Below are 16,537 nucleotides of genomic sequence, written 5' to 3'. Positions count from 1 at the left end.
CTCCCACCGGCCGCGGGGCCGGCGGGGCTCCTCCCGTACGGGTTTGCGGCCCGGGGCCACAGGCAAGGTAGGCTGTCGAAATATCCCGGGCGCGTAGCTCAGCGGTAGAGCGCTGCCCTTACAAGGCAGATGTCGGCGGTTCGAAACCGTCCGCGCCCACAGTGACGCCGTGCAGGTAGACGGTGCGACATGGCCGGCCCCCCACCCTTGATCGGGTGGGGGGCCGGTTTTCGTGTGTGGGGCCCTGTCGCGTCAGGTTTCCACCTGGGGGCTGGGGGTCCAGCCGGGTTCCGAGTGGCTGTCGTTCGTCGGTTTGACGGTTCCGGCCCTCAACTGGGCCTGGAGCGCCTCGATCTCCTGCCGCATGGCCTTCAGCTGCTCGTAGGTGTCGAAGAGGTAGCGGACCTTGGTGCGCAGCGTCAGCGGGTCGATGGGCTTGAGGGCCACGTCGGCCACGCCGAGGAGGAAGGCGGCCGCGGCGACCTCGCGGCTGACGTCGAAACCGGTCAGCAGGATGATGGGTATGGCGCGTGTCTGGTCCAGGCGCCGTACGTAGCGCACGACGTCGAGACCGCTCACGCCCGGCATGCGCACATCGAGCAGGATGAGCCCGACGTCGCCGCGCAGCACCACTCTGAGCGCGTCGTCGCCGTTGGTCGCGCTCACCAGCGGATAACCGAGAGGGGCCAGCGCGCTCTCCAGCGCGAACAGGGTGTCCTTGTGGTCGTCGACGACGAGGATCACGGATTTGGTCTGCATGGACGGGGCCCCCTCTCTCAACAACCACGTTATGCCGAAGTCGAGTTGGAGAGTCCCTTCGTTACCGCGGAGCTAAACCTGAGTTCAGGACGCCGGCAACAGAAGCATCAGAAGTCCCGGCGGTACCAAGAGATGCCGCCCGCGCCCGCCTTGAGGCGAGAGGAGCGGCATCGGAACGCGACGGAGCCGGACAGCCTCGACTATTCCGCCGGTGCTTTTGCAAAACGGCTAGTTCCCCTCGGCCTTCGCGTACTCCTGGGCCATGCCTCCCGCGAAGTCGTACACCACGACCTGGTCCTCGCCGACCACCCAGGCGTCGTGGCCGGGCGGGCAGACGAAGACGTCGCCCGGGCCGACCTCGGCCTCGCCTCCGTCGTCCATGCGGACGTGCATCCGTCCCTTGACGACATAGGCGTTGTGGTGGATCTGGCAGCTCTCGGTGCCCGCGAGCGGGGCGACGGATTCGGACCAGCGCCAGCCGGGCTCGAAGGTGCCCACGGCGAAGTCCAGCCCCGTGAGATGGACGGCTTCGAGGTGACCGCGAGGGAAATCGCGTCGCTCGTCCGGCTTTTCGACCGCCTTGACCTCGATCATGACAACTTCCTCCGTCCGGGCCCTGCCCATATGTCCGGAGTCAGTTGGAGTCGCCGCGGGGCCCACGGCCGACGTCATCACCAGCCGACCCCTTTACTTCCATCGTCCGCCTGCCGACCGGAGGACGCCACTTCGGGGCTGCCGCGCGGCCGTCGAGTGATCGCGAGTGAAAAGACGGCAACCCGATCGATCGGGTGGTCGTCCAGAACTTTGCGGATCTTGGGTGAGTTGAAGGGTTCGGCATGGCCTGTGTGGGGCCCTCGCCGGAAAGGATTCATCTCATGAAGATCGCCAAGGCCACCGCCGGTCTCCTCGGTGTCGGGCTCGCTCTGGGGACCGCTTCCGCCGCGCAAGCCGCGCAAGCCGAGCACGCAGCACACCCCGCGCCGCGGCCGCCTGCCGACGGCGGGACGCTGCTCGATTCCGTCGCGGGGGTCGCGCCTGCGCTGGAGGACGTGCAGAACCCTCTCGACCAGGTCGCCGTCGATCCGGCCACCGGGGAGCTGCGGGCGAACAACCCCTCGGCTGTCACGGCCCCGGTCGACGGCGCGGCGCAGGCCGCGGCGCAGAGCGCGGTCTCGCTGCTCGGAGGACTCCCCGCCGGGGCGCCGCTCGGAGGCTGAGGCGGGGGGAGGGAACGGGAGGGGGCCGGCGGTGCGGTGTTCGCGTACGTCAGCCCTGTTCGTGGCCCATGGGTGAATCGCTGACGCCGAACAGCTTCTTGGCCCGGCACGTCCAGTTCCCGGCGTAGGCGTTCTTGCGGTTCCGCCGGTACGCGCGACCGGCGCCGGGACCGTAACCGGCCTCGTAGGCACCGCCGTTGGCGCGCGACTCGATGAGACGTCGCGTCGGCGGGGACGGCCGCCCGGGGCGACCGACCCGCTCAGCGGCCGGAACCCGGATGCGTGCGCTTGTACCTGCGGTCCCAGCGCTCCTGACGTTCCTTGCGGATGCGGTAGTCGCGGTAGGTCTTGGGGAAGCCGCCGCCTCCGCCACCCCCGCCCCCACCGCCTCCTCCGGCACCAGGGGCCGCGCCCGCGCCGCTTCCGCTGCTGCTCTTGCCCGAGCCCCCGCGGTCGTACTGCTGCACCATGAAGAAGACGAGCGCCGCAGCGGCCAGCCACAGAAGTGGCTGGCTGAAACCCAGGCCGACCAGTGCAAGGAGCAGGACGACCAACCAGAAATTCATGGCAGCACCTCCTCGGCGTAGGGGGAGTCAACGCCCGCCGTCACCCGGTGTCAATGACTTTCTCGTGGATGTGTTTCAGCCGTGCGCGCGCCGCCACCGAGTCGGGTCCCGTCACCTCTTCCCAGAAGCGGTGACAAGTGACAAACACCGCCAACTCCCGCTCCCGCGCCCGGAGTTTCTCGACCTCCGCCTGTTCGTCCGGGGTCCAGCCGGGAGAGGCGGGGCGCTCCACCTTCCGCCAGCCGTGGTCGTCGCTGAAGCCGTCGAGGGGCGTGACCGACCAGGGGAGCCGCTTCAGCAGGGCCAGGAGTTCGGCCCGGACCTGGTGCAGTTCCTCCTGACCCGCGAGGAGGTCGTCCGGAAAGTCGTAAGCAGGGGTTGCAGGCACTCCGTAATGCTACTCCTGTTCGAATTGCGAGTGCGAGGACTCTCGTGGTCGACACGACTTCCCGTGCGCGTCCCACTCGCGGCAAGCTGTAGGTATGTGCCGCAGCATCAAGACGCTCCGTCCGCCCGCCATCCCCGATGACGCCACCGAGGAGGAGGTCCGGGCCGCAGCGCTCCAGTACGTGCGCAAGGTCTCGGGGTTCCGTGCCCCGGCCGCGCACAACCGCGAGGTCTTCGACCGTGCCGTGGACGCGGTCGCCGAGGCCACCGCCGAGCTGCTCGCCGGGATCGAGGTGCGAGGAGGAGGCAAACCGCGGGCCGCCGAGCAGGCGCCCGAGGAAGCCCCGGCGGCTTAATTCGCCGCGGTCGCCGCAGGCGTCCCCGCCGTGCCCGTGCCCGTGCTCGTGCTCGTGCCCGTAGCGGTACGCGGCCGGCGGACCAGGAACGCCGCCCCCGCGCCCGCCGCGAACAGCGCGAGCAGGGAGACGCCGGTGGCCAGCCACGTCGCGCCGAGCCACTGCGCGCCGAAGTAGCCGAGCGCGACGCTGTACCCGGCCCAGGCCACGCCCGCGAGGGCCGACCAGGGCAGGAACTCGCGCACCTTGCGGTGTGCGGCTCCCGCTGCGAGCGAGACGATCGAGCGGCCCGCGGGGGCGAAGCGCGCGATGACGACCAGGGCGCCGCCGCCCCGGGAAAGCGCCGTGCCGAGACGTTCCTGCGCGGTGGTGAGCCGACGCGAGCGGGCGATGGCGCGGTCCAGACGTTCGCCGCCGCGCCAGGCGAGGCGGTAGACGGCCAGGTCGCCGAGGACCGAGGCGGTGGCCGCGCAGAGCAGCAGGAGCAGGATGTCGGGGACCGCGTGCGGCACGCTCTGCGCGCTGGTGCCCGCCGCGGCGGCCGCCGTGGCCGCCGTGATCACCAGGACGCCGCTCGGCAGCACGGGCAGGACGATGTCGAAGAGCACGGAGAGCGCGACCACCGCGTAGATCCATGGGCTGCTGGTCAGTGAGCCCAGATTCTCAAGCACCGAAATTCCCCGTAACTCCCCGGCCGACGACTTGACTGCCGCGACGTCGCGGGGGAGCGGCAGGGGCGGCTTGGTGACAGCTGTACAGCGTACGCCGCGCTCTCCCGCGGAGATCCACGGGGGGCTCATTTGTTCGCTACATCACGTTCACCCGGCTGCCGCCCCCGATGGGGCATACCGCGCCGAAGTCCCGTACCAACATCATCACCAACTCAAGCGACCAGCAGGTCGGCGGACGGTACGGAAGGAGCGGGGCGATGGTGGCAGGAATGCTCGCCGGGGCCGTGGCAACGGCGGTGCTCGCAGCGGGCGGTGGTGTCGGTGGCGGCGGTGGCGCGGCCGGCGAGGGTGCGCCGTTCTACGAGATGAAGGTCGGGGGGCGGTTCGCGCCGCCCGCGGCCTCCATGTACGTGTGGGCGGTCACCTACGACACGAAGCTGGTGCCCGCCGGGTCCCAGATCGAGATCGACCAGCGCGGCAGGCCGAACGACATGTCGGTCACGCTCCGGGTGAAGGGAATGCAGCCTGGCCATGCGTACGGCGCGCACGTGCACCAGAAGCCGTGCGGCGTCGACCCCGAAGCGGCGGGCGGGCACTACCAGCACCGCAAGGACCCGGTACAGCCTTCCGAGGACCCGGCCTATGTGAACGCGGAGAACGAGGTCTGGCTGGACTTCACCACGGGCACGGACGGCTCGGGCACGGCGACGGCCCGCCATGACTGGGAGTTCCGGCCGGGTGAGGCCAGGTCCGTCGTGCTGCACCGCGAGCGGAGCGGCGCGGGGGAGCGGGTGGCGTGCTTCACGGTGCCGTTCCTGCCGACCCACTGAAATCCCCGGAGGCGCGACGGTCCGCGGGGCGTGACGGGGTCTGATGACGCAAACGGCGCCCCCTTCCTCGTACATGTACGAGGAAGGGGGCGCCGTCACAGGTGCATCTGAACGCGCGTCCGCGTCAGACGGCCACCGGGGTCCGCTCCGAGGCGCCCTTGTCCGCGGCCTCGCCGCGCGAGGCGAAGAGCCGGTCGAGGCCGAGCGCGCCCGAGCCGGTGAAGACGAGCAGGAGCATGGCCCAGCAGAAGATCGCGGAGGCTTCGCCGCCGTTCTGCATCGGCCACAGGGCCTCCGGCTGGTGCACCTTGAAGTAGGCGTACGCCATCGAGCCCGACGAGATGAACGCGGCGGCGCGGGTGCCGAGGCCGAGGGCGACCAGGCCGCCGCCGACCAGCTGGATGACGGCCGCGTACCAGCCGGGCCAGGTGCCCGCGTCGACCGTGCCGCCGCCCATCGCGCCACCGAGCACTCCGAAGAGGGAGGCGGCGCCGTGGCAGGCGAAGAGCAGGCCGATGACGATGCGGAAAAGCCCGAGGACATAGGGCTGGGCGCTGTTGAGACGTCCAGTCATGGTGGGGGACTCCTTCGGTTTTTCGGGGACGGTAACCGAGTGGAGGCCCAAGGTTAGGTGAACCTAATCAATGCTTGCAAGTTCAACATCTGGCCATTCGGGCGATTCCACTTCGGCCGCGGACGGGATCACTCCCCTCGCCGCCGGGATCTTCGCGACGCCCGCCGCCGTCCGCAGCACGGCCCGCGCCACCGCGTCCGCATCCGACAAGGTGACTGAGTCGACGCCCGGCCGGGCCCCGGCGGCCGTCACCCAATGCACGCCCTCGGTGGGCACCCCGAACGCGAACCGCCTTGCGTGCGAACGGCCTTGACGGTCGATCAGGTGATAGGGGCGAGGCGTGACGTCGACGCCTCCGGTTTCGTGGCCGTCGACGACGTGGGCGCGGCACTGCCCCGTCCGCAGGAGCTGCCCGAGCAGTTCGTCCGCGGTGCGCCGCACGTCAGGTTCGGGGAGCCGGGCCTCGATCACTGTGGTGACCGACACAGCCGACCCCGGTACGTCGGGGGAGTGCGCGAGGTATGCCCCGTCCGCGGTGGGGCGCACGTCGAGACGCGGGCCGAGCACCTCGACGACGCCCGCCTCGATGAGCGCGGTCATCTCCTCGATGCGGCGCCGGGGCGGGCCGATCGAGAGATAGGCGTTGAGCGGTGTGTACCAGCGGTCCAGGTGCTCACGGCGCGAGATCCCGGACAGGCCGCCGTGGTCGAGGATCAGGCGGAGTTCGTTGCGCAGGTCGCGCAGCACGTCCAGGGCGGACTTCAGCGGGCTCGCGACATTGCCGAGCGCGGCCTGCGCGGTGTCCTCGCGCAGATACGCGAGCAGCCAGGCGCGGAAGTCGTCCGGGGAGCGGAAGTTACGGCCGGAATGCGGCTGCGCGAGGCGGTCCCAGGACCAGCGCGCGGCCTCGGGTATCCCGAACTCGGCCAGTGTCAGCTCTTCTTGAGGGCTGCGGTGCGGCGCCGCGAGGAACGCGTCCCGGAACTCCTCGGCACGCCAGGCGGGACGGACGAGCGCGGCGTAGTAGACCGTCTCGACCTCCTTCGCGACCAGCGGCCATATCTCGTCGAGGAAGTCCGGGGCGTCGCCGCTGTCCGCGCGCTTGCGGAAACGGGCTATGACGTCGGGGGTGAGCACGAGCGGCTCATGCCGTCCGTACGGGCCCTTCGCGTTGTCGCCGCGTGCCTGGTACGGGATGCCGCGCCGCGAGCCCGCGTACAGCTTCGGCTCGTGCCCCGAGGGCCGATAGCGCAGCCCGCCGTCCGGCGCGGGGACGAAGCGTCCGCCGCGGGCCTGCGTCAGGAGGGCCATGTGGTCGAAGAAGTTGAGGCCGAGCCCGCGCAGCAGGACGTGCTCGCCGGGGGCGATGGCCGAGAGGTCCACGTCGGCGGGGTTGGCCGGCGGTATGTGGCGAAGCCCGTGCCGCGCGGCGTGCGCGGCGAACTGCTGCTGCGTGGTGTCGCCCACCGCGGGGAGGTGCCCCTGGGCGAGCACGACTGCGCTGAGCCCGGAGAGCACGCGTCCGCTGTCGAGCACCAGGGACTGCGGGCCGTCGCTCCGGCCGTCGCTCGGGCCGTCGAGCCGCACGGCGCGTGCCGCGTGCACCTCGACCCGGACCGATCCGGGGGCGGCGCGCAGGGTTTCGGCGAAGACCCACTCCAGATAGCGGCCGTAGCAGGCGCGTGTCGGGTAGTCGTCCGGGCCGAGCCCCGGCGCGTGCCCGGCGGCGGCCCAGGCGTACAGGCTCGGCCCCGGCCGGATCGGTCCGGCGCAGTCGACGCTCTCGTCGGTGAAGAGGGTGACCTGGGAGGCAACCGTGTTCATGAGCAGTTCGGGCGGCTGGGCGGTCCGCCAGACGCGCCCCGGCCCCGGGGGCGAGGGGTCGATGACGTGGACCGTCAGCCGTGCCCCCGTCGGCAGGAGTTCGGCTGCCGAGGCACAGAGGCGCTCGAGGACGCTCGTCCCGCGGGGCCCTGCGCCGACGACGGCGACTGCGACGTCGTGGTCCGGTGCGGCCGATGCGGATGGTGCGGACAAAGGCGTGACTCCCGGGCGGTGGGGGGGGTGTGGGGGATGTGGGGGTGGTGGAAGCGGACGGTCCGCCTCATCATGCCGCCGCGGCACCGGAAGGCGAACCCCGCAGCGGAGGATCACCGGACGGGTGTGTCCTGTGTCACGTGAGGTGTGTGAAGTGCCGGTGCCCTATGAGGGGTTCTGGAAAAGAAAGGGGCGTGAGGGGCCTCGCGAACCCGTGAGCCCCCGCCCCCGCCCCCGCCGCGTCACCGTCACGAAAGCTGTGACTCCTGGGTCGTCTTCAGGTGGGTGCCCACACCCTTCACCACCTGCGCCTGGTCAAGGCGTACGTGCGCCGAGCGGCCCCGCAACGTCAGCGTCATGAGCTGGTTGCCGAACCAAGGCCCGCCCGTTTTCCGCCAGTTGATGGCCGCCGGTGCCGAACGGCCGTGGCGTACGAAGCGACGGCCCAGCGCACGGCCCACCCTGCTCCAGCCGAAGTGGAAGCCCAGCTTTATCGACGCGGGGATGGAGTTGTGGACGGGGGAGCACGTCAGCTGCAGGACGCGGGATTCGGGGCCGCCGCCGTCCGGCCACGTGGGTTCCGCGATGTACGCGTGGTGGACGTCGCCGGAGAGCACGCACACCGTCGCCGGGGCGCCGGGCCCCGTGCCCGCCTCGGCGATCAGGGACGTCAGCGCGTCGAAGGACGCGGGGAACGCCGCCCAGTGCTCCAGGTCCGAGCGCCTGCGCAGGTTCTCGCCGAAGCGGGCCCAGCGCGCGCCGCGCTCGCCACGGCACAGCGCGGCGTTCCAGCCCTCGGCGTCATGGATGAGGTGCGGCAGGAGCCAGGGCAGGGACGTGCCGATCAGAAGATGGTCGTAGCCACCACCCGCGCTGCCCGAGCCGCCTTCCTCGCCCGAGCCGCCCTCCCCGCCCGAGCCGCCCACACCCTCCAGCGCCTGCTCGCGCAGCCAGCGGGCCTCTTCCGGGTCGATCATCGCGCGGTTCTGCTCGTCCAGGACGCGCGCCGCCCGTGTGTCGATCATGAGCAGGCGTACGCGGCCGAAGTCCCGGCGGTAGCTCCACCGGGTCGCCCCGGGATCGGCGTCCGACGCGGAGGCGAAGGCGCGCAGCGCGTCCGTGCCGTCGGGCGTCGAACGCAGCGTGGCGTACAGCTCGTCGCGTTCGAGCTCGGCGGGCGGCAGATTGCCGATGTGCTGGTAGACCCAGTACGACATCAGGCCGCTCAGCACGCGCTCCCGCCACCAGGGCGTCGCGCGCATCTCGGCGAGCCAGGCCTCGCTGGTGTTCCAGTCGTCTATGACGTCATGGTCGTCGAAGATCATGCAGCTGGGCACGGTGGAGAGCAGCCACCGCACCTCGGGGTCGAGCCACGACTCGTAATAGAGGTGGGTGTACTCCTCGTAGTCCGCGACCTGGTCGCCCGGCGGGTCGTTCAGGTTCCGGCGGGCCGCGAGCCAGCGCCGCGTCGCCTCGGACGTGTTGTCCGCGTACACCTGATCGCCCAGGAGGAGCAGGACGTCCGGGCGGTCGGCAGGCGTGCCGGTGGCGATGCGGGCGGCGAGGGTGTCAAGGGCGTCGGGCCCGACGGGATCGTGCTCGTCGCTCGGCGGGGCGGCCCAGCGGCAGGAACCGAAGGTGACCCGGATCGCCTCGTCGTCGCCGTCGCCCGGCGTGCGGATGGTGCTCGGCGGGAAGGGCGAGTCCGGCAGCGGCCACACGGGCGCGCCGCTGTCACCGAGCCGCACCTCGTACGCGGTCTCCGTGCCCGGCCGCAGCCCGGTGACCGGGATGAGCGCGTAGTGGTGGCCCGCGATCTGGAACGTGTTCGCCGTGCCCTTGGAGCCGTCGGCGCACCGCACCTCGGCGGTGCAGGGGCGGTCGGCCTCGACCCAGACCGTCGCCGTCGAACCGTCGACATACCTCAGCAGTGGACCCAGGCGCAGCCGTGCCACGATGATCACTCTCCTCCGTCGCCCCGTACGGTACGGAACGACGGAGGTCCGTGGCGAGGTTCCGGGGATTCTTGCCGGTTACAGGCCGGTGACCTCACCGCTCATGCGAGCCGTGGTCTCAGCACCCGGCCTCGGCAGCCGGTCTCAGCAGCCGGCCGCCTCACTGGCCGGTCTCGGCAGCCGGCCTCAGCAGCCGTTGAGGACCGACGACAGCTTGGTCTTCTCCGCCGCGTTCACCGTGAGGCTGTAGTGGTGCTTCACGTCCACCCACATCCGGGCGTAGTAGCAGTGGTACGACGCGGTGGGCGGCATCCATTCCGCCGGGTCCTGGTCACCCTTGCTCTGGTTGACGTTGTCGGTGACGGCGATCAGCTGGGGGCGGCTGAGATCGTTGGCGAAACCTTCCCGCTGGGCGGTGGTCCAGCCGCTCGCGCCGGACTTCCAGGCCTCGGAGAGCGGGACCACGTGGTCGATGTCGACGTCGGACGCGGCGGTCCAGGTGCCGCCGTCGTACGGGGACTTCCAGGTGCCGGAGGTGGCCGCGCAGTTGGAGTCCTGCTGGACGTTCGTGCCGTCGCGCTTGAGGACAACCTCGCGGGTGTTGCAGGCGCCGGACTGGGTGCTCCAGTGCGGGAACTTCTCGCGGCTGTAGCCGTCGGACGAGCCCTCGGCCTTCTCGGTGAGCTGACCCAGGTAGGTGCGGGCGGTGGCGGCGGAGACGGGCGCCGGGGGAGCGGCCTGGGCGGGTGCGCCGGTGAGGAGGGCCGCGGCGGAGGTGAGGGCGGTCAGGGCGGTGATCGTGGCGAGACGTCGACGCGCGTAGACAGCGGACATACGAACTCCCTTGAGGTGGGGGGATGTTGGCCGTTGGGGCGGCCATGCTGACGCGGTGGGGTTTCCTGCGGATGTGCGTCAAGTGACAGGGTCGCGTCAATCAGGTGGTCAGTTCAAGAGTTCTGGCGACGTGTCATGTGTGTGCATGCGTACGGGAGTTGGAATTGAGTGCCCCGGGGGCGTTTCCGAGTGACCCGGGTCACATGCCAGGGGGTCGAAAGGCCCTGGTCCGGGGTGTTCGTACGTCCCGTACGATGGATGGCGCAGAAGGGGAGTAGCTCTTCGCCGGACCGTCGACATACTGCTCAGCTCGTCTGAGCCGGCGCCCGGAGGCAGGCCTCGTCAGCCACGCGGTGTACCGCGATGGACCGGGCCGGCCAGCGAGACCTTCGGCAAGCAGTGCCCGACGTACATGACCGTGTACGTCCGTGTGTGCTGCCGTGCCGAGGTGTCGTACGTGATGTACAGATTGCTCTCGGTGGGGCAGCCCCGACCGATTGAGGAACCTTGATCAGCATCAGCGTGACGGCGCTCGTCTTCGGCGTCGTCTTCCTTGCCGAACTTCCGGACAAGACCGCGCTGGCCGGGCTCGTCCTCGGGACGCGCTACCGCGCCTCGTACGTCTTCGCCGGGGTCGCGGCCGCCTTCGTCGTCCATGTCGTGCTCGCCGTGGCGGCGGGCAGCGTCCTGACGCTCCTGCCGCAGCAGTTGCTGCACGCGCTCACCGGTGTCCTCTTCCTCGGCGGCGCGGCGATGCTGCTCCTGAAGGGCGGCGAGGACGAGGAAGAGGTCCGCGAGCCCAAGGACCAGAGCTTCTGGAAGGTCTCCGGCGCGGGTTTCATGCTGATCCTGGTCGCGGAGTTCGGTGACCTGACGCAGATCATGACCGCGAACCTGGCCGCGCGGTACGACGACCCGCTCTCCGTGGGTCTCGGCGCGGTGCTCGCGCTGTGGGCGGTCGCCGGGCTCGGCATCGTCGGCGGAAAGGCGCTGATGAAGCGGGTGCCGCTGTCGCTCATCACCAAGATCGCGGCGCTGTTGATGCTGGGGCTCGGGGTGTGGAGCTTGTACGAGGCGATTGCCTGAGCTGCTGACGTGGCCCAGGCGACCCCGGGGGCGGGATGCCCTGTATGGGGTGTGACCTGCGGTGCTGGCGTCTGCTGGCCCCTTTTTGTATCGTAGAGAAACAAAGTGGCTCCGCCCGTGTTCCCTGACCGGCGGGCGGAGCTGCCTTGATTCTTTCCCGCGACACATCTGTGCACGTCTTTCTGTTCTGCACTTCCCTCTGTCCTCTGTGCTCTGGAGTACGCCGATGACGGCTGAGACCGCCTCTGTTCTGACCGCCCGGGCTCTCCTCCTGGACATGGACGGGACCCTCGTCAACTCCGACGCGGTGGTCGAGCGCTGCTGGCGGCGCTGGTCCGAGCGGCACGGGCTCGACTTCGACGAGGTCATCAAGGTCGTCCACGGCCGCCAGGGGTACGCCTCGATGGCGGTGCTGCTGCCGGAGCGGCCCATGGAGGAGAACTACGCGGAGAACCGCGAGATGCTGGCCGCCGAGACCGCCGACATGGAGGGCGTCGTCCCCGTGCCGGGCGCCGCGGCCTTCCTGGCCTCCCTTGAGGGGCTGCCGCACGCGCTCGTGACGTCCGCCGACGTGCCCCTGTCCAACGGGCGGATGGCCGCGGCCGGGCTGCCGCTTCCGGCCGCGCGGATCACCGCGGAGAGCGTGAGCGCGAGCAAGCCCGACCCCGAGGGGTTCCTCAAGGGCGCCGCCGAGCTGGGCTTCGACCCCGCCGACTGCGTCGTGTTCGAGGACTCCGGCGCGGGGATAGCCGCGGGGCTCGCGGCAGGCATGCGGGTCGTGGGAATCGGCCCCCGGGCCGGGGAGTTCGGTCCCACCGTGCATGTCGCCGACCTGACGGAGGTACGGGTGGAGCCGGTTGAGGGTGGAGGGCTGCGGCTTAGCTTCGGCTGAGTTGCGGCTGAGTCGCGCCTGATTCTCGGCTGGTCTGTGGTTGGCCTGCTGCTGCTTTCGCGCGGCTGTGCGGCTGCGCGACTGCTCGGCTGTGCGACTGTCCGCTGCGGGCCCCGGCGCCTTGCACCTTTGCGGTGCGGGGCGCTTTTTTGGTTTCCGGGCGGGCGGGGCGGGGCTTGCGCTTTTCTGGTGGTGCGGGGTGCCTTGGGGTTCCTCGTGATGCGGGGTGCCTCGCGCTTCCCGGGTGGCGCGGGGGTCTCGGGTTTCTTCGTGGTGCGGGGTGCTTCGGGTGCCTTGGTTGTGCTGGCGTCCCGTGTTCATATGTGGTGCTGGGTGCCTCGCGCTTCCCGGGTGGTGCGGGGTGCCTCGCGCTTCCCGGTGGTGCGGGAGTCTCGCGGTCCCTCGTGGTGCTGGGTGCCTCACGTTTCCCCGGGTGGGCGGGAGCCTCGCTTTCCCTCCGGATGCGGGTGCCCTGGGTTGCCCGGGTGTTTCGCGTTCCCCCTGATGCGGGGTGCCTCACGATCCCCGTGTTGCAGGGTGCGCCCCGCGCCCCCGCCGCCCTACGGCTCCCGCGTCTCCGCCTCCAGGGCCGTCCGCGTTTCCTCCCCGTAGACCCCCCTGCCGTCGCGGTGCGTCGCGCGGGCGTACTGGTAGCGGGCCACCGCGTCCTCCACCTGGCTGTCGTACCTGCCGTGGGGCTCGTCCATGTAGAGGTACAGCTGCTGCAGGCGTTCCTGGAGTTCCGCGACCTCGGGCCCCCTGTCGCCGCGGCGCAGGACGCGGTCGGCCTTGGGGGACGCCGGTTCCACCGAGCCCGTCGCCCGTGCCGTCGAGCGGCTCGGCGGGCGCGTGGACCGCGGCTTCGGCGAGGCCGAGCGCGACGGGGTGGGGGACGGGCTCGCCTTGGGCGAGGCGGACGATGACGCGGACGTGGACGCTGACGCGGAGGGCGCCGGGGACGATGTCGAGGGCGACGGTGCCTTCGTGGTGGACTCCGACGGGCCCGTCACCGCGTGGGTCGGCACGTCCGGCAGCGCCTGCTCCCGTTGCGGCTTGTCGGGCGAGAGCAGTACCGCGGCGAGCACCGCCACGGCCACCACCGCCACCACGGCGCTCACGGCCGTGTACAGGCCCGCACGGCCGCGCCGCGGCGCCAATCCGTCGGCGTACGGCAGAGGGGGTGGGGAAGCGTCCCCTTCCGGTGCGGAGGGGTCTCCGCCCGCACCACTCGCCGCGAACAGCCCCACGTCCGCCGAGCGCGGCGGAGCCGCGGCCTCCGGTGGGAGGACGTGGGCGGGGGCCGGGTCCGGCTCGGGCGCCGGCTCCTCCGCGAGGCCGGGCTCCGGCAGCGTCACGTACGGACGGATCCGCAGCGGATCGAAGTCCTCCGCCGCGGCCGCGTCCGCGGACCTCGCGGCACGCGCCGCGTCGGCGGCACGTTCCGCACAGCCGCAGGCAGGCGCGCTGCCCGGTGCGCGCGACGCACCGCATTCAGGACACCGCCGGTCGCCCCCCGAGCCGCTGTCGCCGCCGTCCGGACGTCTTTCCGTGCTGCTCACTCTTCGTACCCCACCCCTAGAGAACTCCAGCGATTATGCAGACCCAGGCTTCAACAGGCCATAACGGGTCACACGGACCAGGATGGAGAGGGAGAGCCCTCGCAGGACACGCGGGAGTCCTCAGGAGGTGTCCATGACGCAGGACGTCAGCGCCCGCCCCGCGGGGCCGGAGCCGGATCCCGTCCCCGGGCCACCGGATGAGCACGCGCACGGCGGCGTACTGGTCTCCATCGGTGCGCTGCTGCTCGGCATGCTGCTCGCCGCACTCGACCAGACCATCGTCTCGACCGCGCTGCCCACCATCGTCAGCGAGCTCGGCGGCATGGAGCACCTCTCGTGGGTCGTCACCGCGTATCTGCTCGCCGCGACGGCCGCGACGCCGCTCTGGGGCAAGCTCGGCGACCAGTACGGACGCAAGAAGCTGTTCCAGCTGGCCATCGTGATCTTCCTGGTCAGCTCGGCGCTCTGCGGCATGGCGCAGAACATGCCGCAGCTCATCGGCTTCCGCGCGCTCCAGGGAATCGGCGGCGGCGGTCTGATGGTCCTGTCGATGGCGATCGTCGGTGACATCGTCTCGCCGCGCGAACGCGGCAAGTACCAGGGCCTGTTCGGTGCGGTCTTCGGCGCGACGAGCGTCCTCGGGCCGCTGCTCGGCGGCCTCTTCACCGAGCATCTCAGCTGGCGCTGGGTCTTCTACATCAACCTCCCGATCGGCGTCGTCGCGCTCATCGTCATCGCCGCGGCCCTGCACATCCCGGTGCGCTCGCAGAAGCACGTCATCGACTACCTCGGCACCTTCCTGATCGCGGCCGTCGCCACCTGCCTCGTCCTCGTCGCCTCGCTCGGCGGTACCACCTGGGGCTGGGGATCGCCGCAGATCATCGTGCTCGCCGTGCTCGGCGTCGTGCTCGCAGCGGCCTTCGTGGGCATCGAGCGCAGGGCGGCCGAACCGGTCATCCCGATGAAACTGTTCCGGGTCAGGACGTTCACGCTCTCCGCGATCATCAGCTTCGTGGTCGGCTTCGCGATGTTCGGCGCGATGACCTATCTGCCGACGTTCTTGCAGGTCGTCCAGGGTGTCTCGCCCACGATGTCGGGTGTGCACATGCTGCCGATGGTGATCGGCATGCTGATCTCGTCGACCGCGTCCGGCCAGATCGTCAGCCGTACGGGCCGCTGGAAGGTGTTCCCGGTCGCGGGCACCGGCATCACGGCGCTCGGCCTGCTCCTCCTCCACCAGCTGAACGAGAACAGCGGCACGGGCGAGATGAGCGCCTACTTCTTCGTCTTCGGCTTCGGGCTCGGCCTGGTCATGCAGGTCCTGGTGCTGATCGTGCAGAACGCCGTCCCGTACGGGGACCTGGGCGTGGCCACGTCCGGCGCGACGTTCTTCCGCTCCATCGGAGCCTCGTTCGGCGTCGCGATCTTCGGCACGATCTTCGCCAACCGGCTCGTCACCAAGCTGAACGACGCCGTGGCCGGGCAGCAGCTGCCGCCCGGCGTCAGCGCGGACTCCCTCAAGGCGGACCCGCGCGGCATCGCCGAACTCCCGGCGGCGGTGCGGCCCGCTGTCGTCCACGCCTACGCATCGTCCATCACGGACGTCTTCCTGTACGCGGCGCCGGTGGCCCTGGTCGCCTTCGTCCTGGCCTGGTTCCTGCGCGAGGACAAGCTGCGCGGCTCGGTCACGGCGCCCGACCAGACGCAGACGCTCGCCAGCAATCCCGTCGAGCGTTCGTCGTACGACGAGGTGGCGCGGGCGCTCTCCGTCCTCGGGACGCGGGAGGGCCGCCGCGAGATCTACGTACGCATCACCGAGCGGGCGGGTTACGACCTGCTGCCCGGCGCCAGCTGGCTCCTGCTGCGGATCAGCCGCCACGGCCACGTCGAGCCGGCGAGGCTCGCCGAGCGGACGACCGTGCCCCTGTCCGTGATCACGGCTGCGTCCCGCCAGGTCGAGGAGCGCAGGCTCGCCCGGCGCCAGGGCATGGGCCTGACGCTGACCGACGAGGGCCGGGCGGCGGTCGCCAGGCTGGCCAAGGCCCGCGAGGAGTCGCTGGCCGAGCTGCTCGGCGACTGGTGGGGGCCCGACCGGCCCACCGACCTGGTCAAGCTCGTGGAGGAGCTCGGCGCCGAGATGTGCGGCTCCGACGCCGAACAGCCGCACAACGGCAGGTCGCCACAGCGCGGGGTGGCGGCCTGAGCGGCGCCGCCACCTCGCTCTCCCTCGTGTGCGTGGGGGTCAGGTCAGTTTCTTCGCGTACCAGCACTCGGCGTACATCCGCTCGGTGAGCGGCTCGCTCTCCTCGTAGCCGTGCCGGGCGTAGAGCGCTCTGGCCTCGACGAGGTCGAGGCGGGTGTCGAGGACGAGGCGCTCGGCGCCGAGCGCGCGGGCGGCGTCCTCGGCGGCGGCGAGGAGGAGCGCGGCGCCGCCCTTGCCGCGCATGTCCTCGCGGACGAAGACGCGCTTGAGCTCGGCGGCGGGAGGACCGGGGGGCAGGTCGTCCGTGAGCCGAACCCCGGCCGTACCCGCGGGCTCGCCCCCGTACCGGGCGACGAGGAGTGCGCCGGTGGGCGGGCGCAGGTCGTCGCCCGTCTCCGCCGCGACCTCGCGCTCCAGCTCTCCGGGGTCGGTCCGGCGCCCTTCGTGGAGGAGGTAGTACCGGTCGCTCACCTCGGTGTAGTACGCGCGCCAGAGTGCGGCGGCGACGGGGGAGTCGACGGCCTCGGGGGCAATGGTCCAGGAGGCGGGGGCCGAGGTGCCGTGCTCGATGCGGGTGGTCATGGGGGCCATTGTCGGGACGCGACTGCCGT

The 16,537-nt window shown here is 71.1% G+C and carries 17 protein-coding genes and 1 tRNA gene; 7 read left to right on the top strand and 11 right to left on the bottom strand.

The window, feature by feature from the left end:
• The first annotated feature begins 87 nt into the window (after window positions 1–87).
• Window positions 88–159: transfer RNA gene (locus AB0I66_RS16340), tRNA-Val, on the top strand.
• Window positions 160–252: 93 nt separating this feature from the next.
• Here the strand turns inward: AB0I66_RS16340 and AB0I66_RS16335 are convergent.
• Together AB0I66_RS16335 and AB0I66_RS16330 are read right to left on the bottom strand one after the other, a co-directional pair.
• Window positions 253–759 carry a response regulator gene (locus tag AB0I66_RS16335; protein ID WP_363208489.1) on the bottom strand — a complete coding sequence of 169 codons (507 nt, stop codon included), beginning with the start codon at window positions 757–759 and terminating at the stop codon, window positions 253–255.
• A 228-nt stretch (window positions 760–987) separates the two neighbouring features.
• Window positions 988–1,353: a cupin domain-containing protein gene (locus tag AB0I66_RS16330; protein ID WP_363208488.1), complete on the bottom strand. Its 366-nt coding sequence runs from the start codon at window positions 1,351–1,353 to the stop codon at window positions 988–990.
• A 281-nt stretch (window positions 1,354–1,634) separates the two neighbouring features.
• Between AB0I66_RS16330 and AB0I66_RS16325 the strand changes: the two genes are divergently transcribed.
• Window positions 1,635–1,976 (top strand): hypothetical protein, encoded by a 342-nt coding sequence (locus tag AB0I66_RS16325; RefSeq protein WP_363208487.1) that lies wholly within the window; start codon window positions 1,635–1,637, stop codon window positions 1,974–1,976.
• A gap of 260 nt (window positions 1,977–2,236) precedes the next feature.
• Here AB0I66_RS16325 and AB0I66_RS16320 read toward each other — a convergent pair whose 3' ends face one another.
• Together AB0I66_RS16320 and AB0I66_RS16315 are read right to left on the bottom strand one after the other, a co-directional pair.
• A complete protein-coding gene (locus tag AB0I66_RS16320) occupies window positions 2,237–2,542 on the bottom strand; it encodes a hypothetical protein (protein ID WP_363208486.1) in 306 nt (101 codons plus the stop codon).
• Window positions 2,543–2,582: 40 nt separating this feature from the next.
• A complete protein-coding gene (locus tag AB0I66_RS16315; RefSeq protein ID WP_363208485.1) occupies window positions 2,583–2,930 on the bottom strand; it encodes a hypothetical protein in 348 nt (115 codons plus the stop codon).
• Window positions 2,931–3,024: 94 nt separating this feature from the next.
• Between AB0I66_RS16315 and AB0I66_RS16310 the strand changes: the two genes are divergently transcribed.
• Window positions 3,025–3,285: a DUF2277 domain-containing protein gene (locus tag AB0I66_RS16310; protein ID WP_363208484.1), complete on the top strand. Its 261-nt coding sequence runs from the start codon at window positions 3,025–3,027 to the stop codon at window positions 3,283–3,285.
• On the opposite strand, the gene AB0I66_RS16305 is transcribed toward AB0I66_RS16310, so the two are convergent.
• Entirely contained in the window at window positions 3,282–3,956 is a 675-nt protein-coding gene (locus AB0I66_RS16305; protein ID WP_363208483.1) for a VTT domain-containing protein, read from the bottom strand. The genes AB0I66_RS16310 and AB0I66_RS16305 overlap by 4 nt on opposite strands.
• A 257-nt stretch (window positions 3,957–4,213) precedes the next feature.
• Here AB0I66_RS16305 and AB0I66_RS16300 point away from each other — a divergent pair, with 257 nt between their 5' ends.
• Window positions 4,214–4,786, top strand: a complete 573-nt coding sequence (locus AB0I66_RS16300; RefSeq protein ID WP_363208482.1) for a superoxide dismutase family protein — start codon at window positions 4,214–4,216, stop codon at window positions 4,784–4,786.
• 124 nt (window positions 4,787–4,910) lie between these two features.
• Here AB0I66_RS16300 and AB0I66_RS16295 read toward each other — a convergent pair whose 3' ends face one another.
• From AB0I66_RS16295 to AB0I66_RS16280, 4 genes are all read right to left on the bottom strand, one after another.
• Window positions 4,911–5,360, bottom strand: a complete 450-nt coding sequence (locus AB0I66_RS16295; protein ID WP_363208481.1) for a DoxX family protein — start codon at window positions 5,358–5,360, stop codon at window positions 4,911–4,913.
• A 63-nt stretch (window positions 5,361–5,423) separates the two neighbouring features.
• Window positions 5,424–7,397 (bottom strand): FAD/NAD(P)-binding protein, encoded by a 1,974-nt coding sequence (locus AB0I66_RS16290; RefSeq protein WP_363208480.1) that lies wholly within the window; start codon window positions 7,395–7,397, stop codon window positions 5,424–5,426.
• A 248-nt stretch (window positions 7,398–7,645) separates the two neighbouring features.
• Complete coding sequence (locus AB0I66_RS16285; RefSeq protein ID WP_363208479.1) at window positions 7,646–9,352, bottom strand: alkaline phosphatase D family protein; 1,707 nt, start codon at window positions 9,350–9,352, stop codon at window positions 7,646–7,648.
• Window positions 9,353–9,538: 186 nt separating this feature from the next.
• The gene (locus tag AB0I66_RS16280; protein WP_363208478.1) at window positions 9,539–10,186 is read right to left on the bottom strand and encodes an HNH endonuclease family protein; all 648 of its coding nucleotides are present in this window, start codon (window positions 10,184–10,186) and stop codon (window positions 9,539–9,541) included.
• 507 nt (window positions 10,187–10,693) lie between these two features.
• Between AB0I66_RS16280 and AB0I66_RS16275 the strand changes: the two genes are divergently transcribed.
• Window positions 10,694–11,272, top strand: a complete 579-nt coding sequence (locus AB0I66_RS16275; RefSeq protein WP_363208477.1) for a TMEM165/GDT1 family protein — start codon at window positions 10,694–10,696, stop codon at window positions 11,270–11,272.
• Window positions 11,273–11,498: 226 nt separating this feature from the next.
• Complete coding sequence (locus tag AB0I66_RS16270) at window positions 11,499–12,164, top strand: HAD-IA family hydrolase (RefSeq protein WP_363208476.1); 666 nt, start codon at window positions 11,499–11,501, stop codon at window positions 12,162–12,164.
• Between the two features lie 560 nt (window positions 12,165–12,724).
• Here the strand turns inward: AB0I66_RS16270 and AB0I66_RS16265 are convergent.
• On the bottom strand, window positions 12,725–13,723 hold the full coding sequence (locus AB0I66_RS16265; RefSeq protein ID WP_363208475.1) for a peptidoglycan-binding domain-containing protein: 999 nt from the start codon (window positions 13,721–13,723) through the stop codon (window positions 12,725–12,727).
• Window positions 13,724–13,856: 133 nt separating this feature from the next.
• Here AB0I66_RS16265 and AB0I66_RS16260 point away from each other — a divergent pair, with 133 nt between their 5' ends.
• Window positions 13,857–15,926, top strand: coding sequence for an MDR family MFS transporter (locus AB0I66_RS16260; RefSeq protein ID WP_363208474.1), 2,070 nt, complete (start codon window positions 13,857–13,859; stop codon window positions 15,924–15,926).
• 39 nt (window positions 15,927–15,965) lie between these two features.
• Here AB0I66_RS16260 and AB0I66_RS16255 read toward each other — a convergent pair whose 3' ends face one another.
• The gene (locus AB0I66_RS16255) at window positions 15,966–16,508 is read right to left on the bottom strand and encodes a GNAT family N-acetyltransferase (RefSeq protein WP_363208473.1); all 543 of its coding nucleotides are present in this window, start codon (window positions 16,506–16,508) and stop codon (window positions 15,966–15,968) included.
• Between the last annotated feature and the right edge of the window lie 29 nt (window positions 16,509–16,537).

Origin of the sequence: Streptomyces sp. NPDC050439, assembly GCF_040655335.1 — a bacterium.
Taxonomy (GTDB): Bacteria; Actinomycetota; Actinomycetes; order Streptomycetales; family Streptomycetaceae; genus Streptomyces.
Note: the sequence above shows the minus strand (reverse complement) of the source record. Positions and strands in the feature narration are given on the sequence as shown.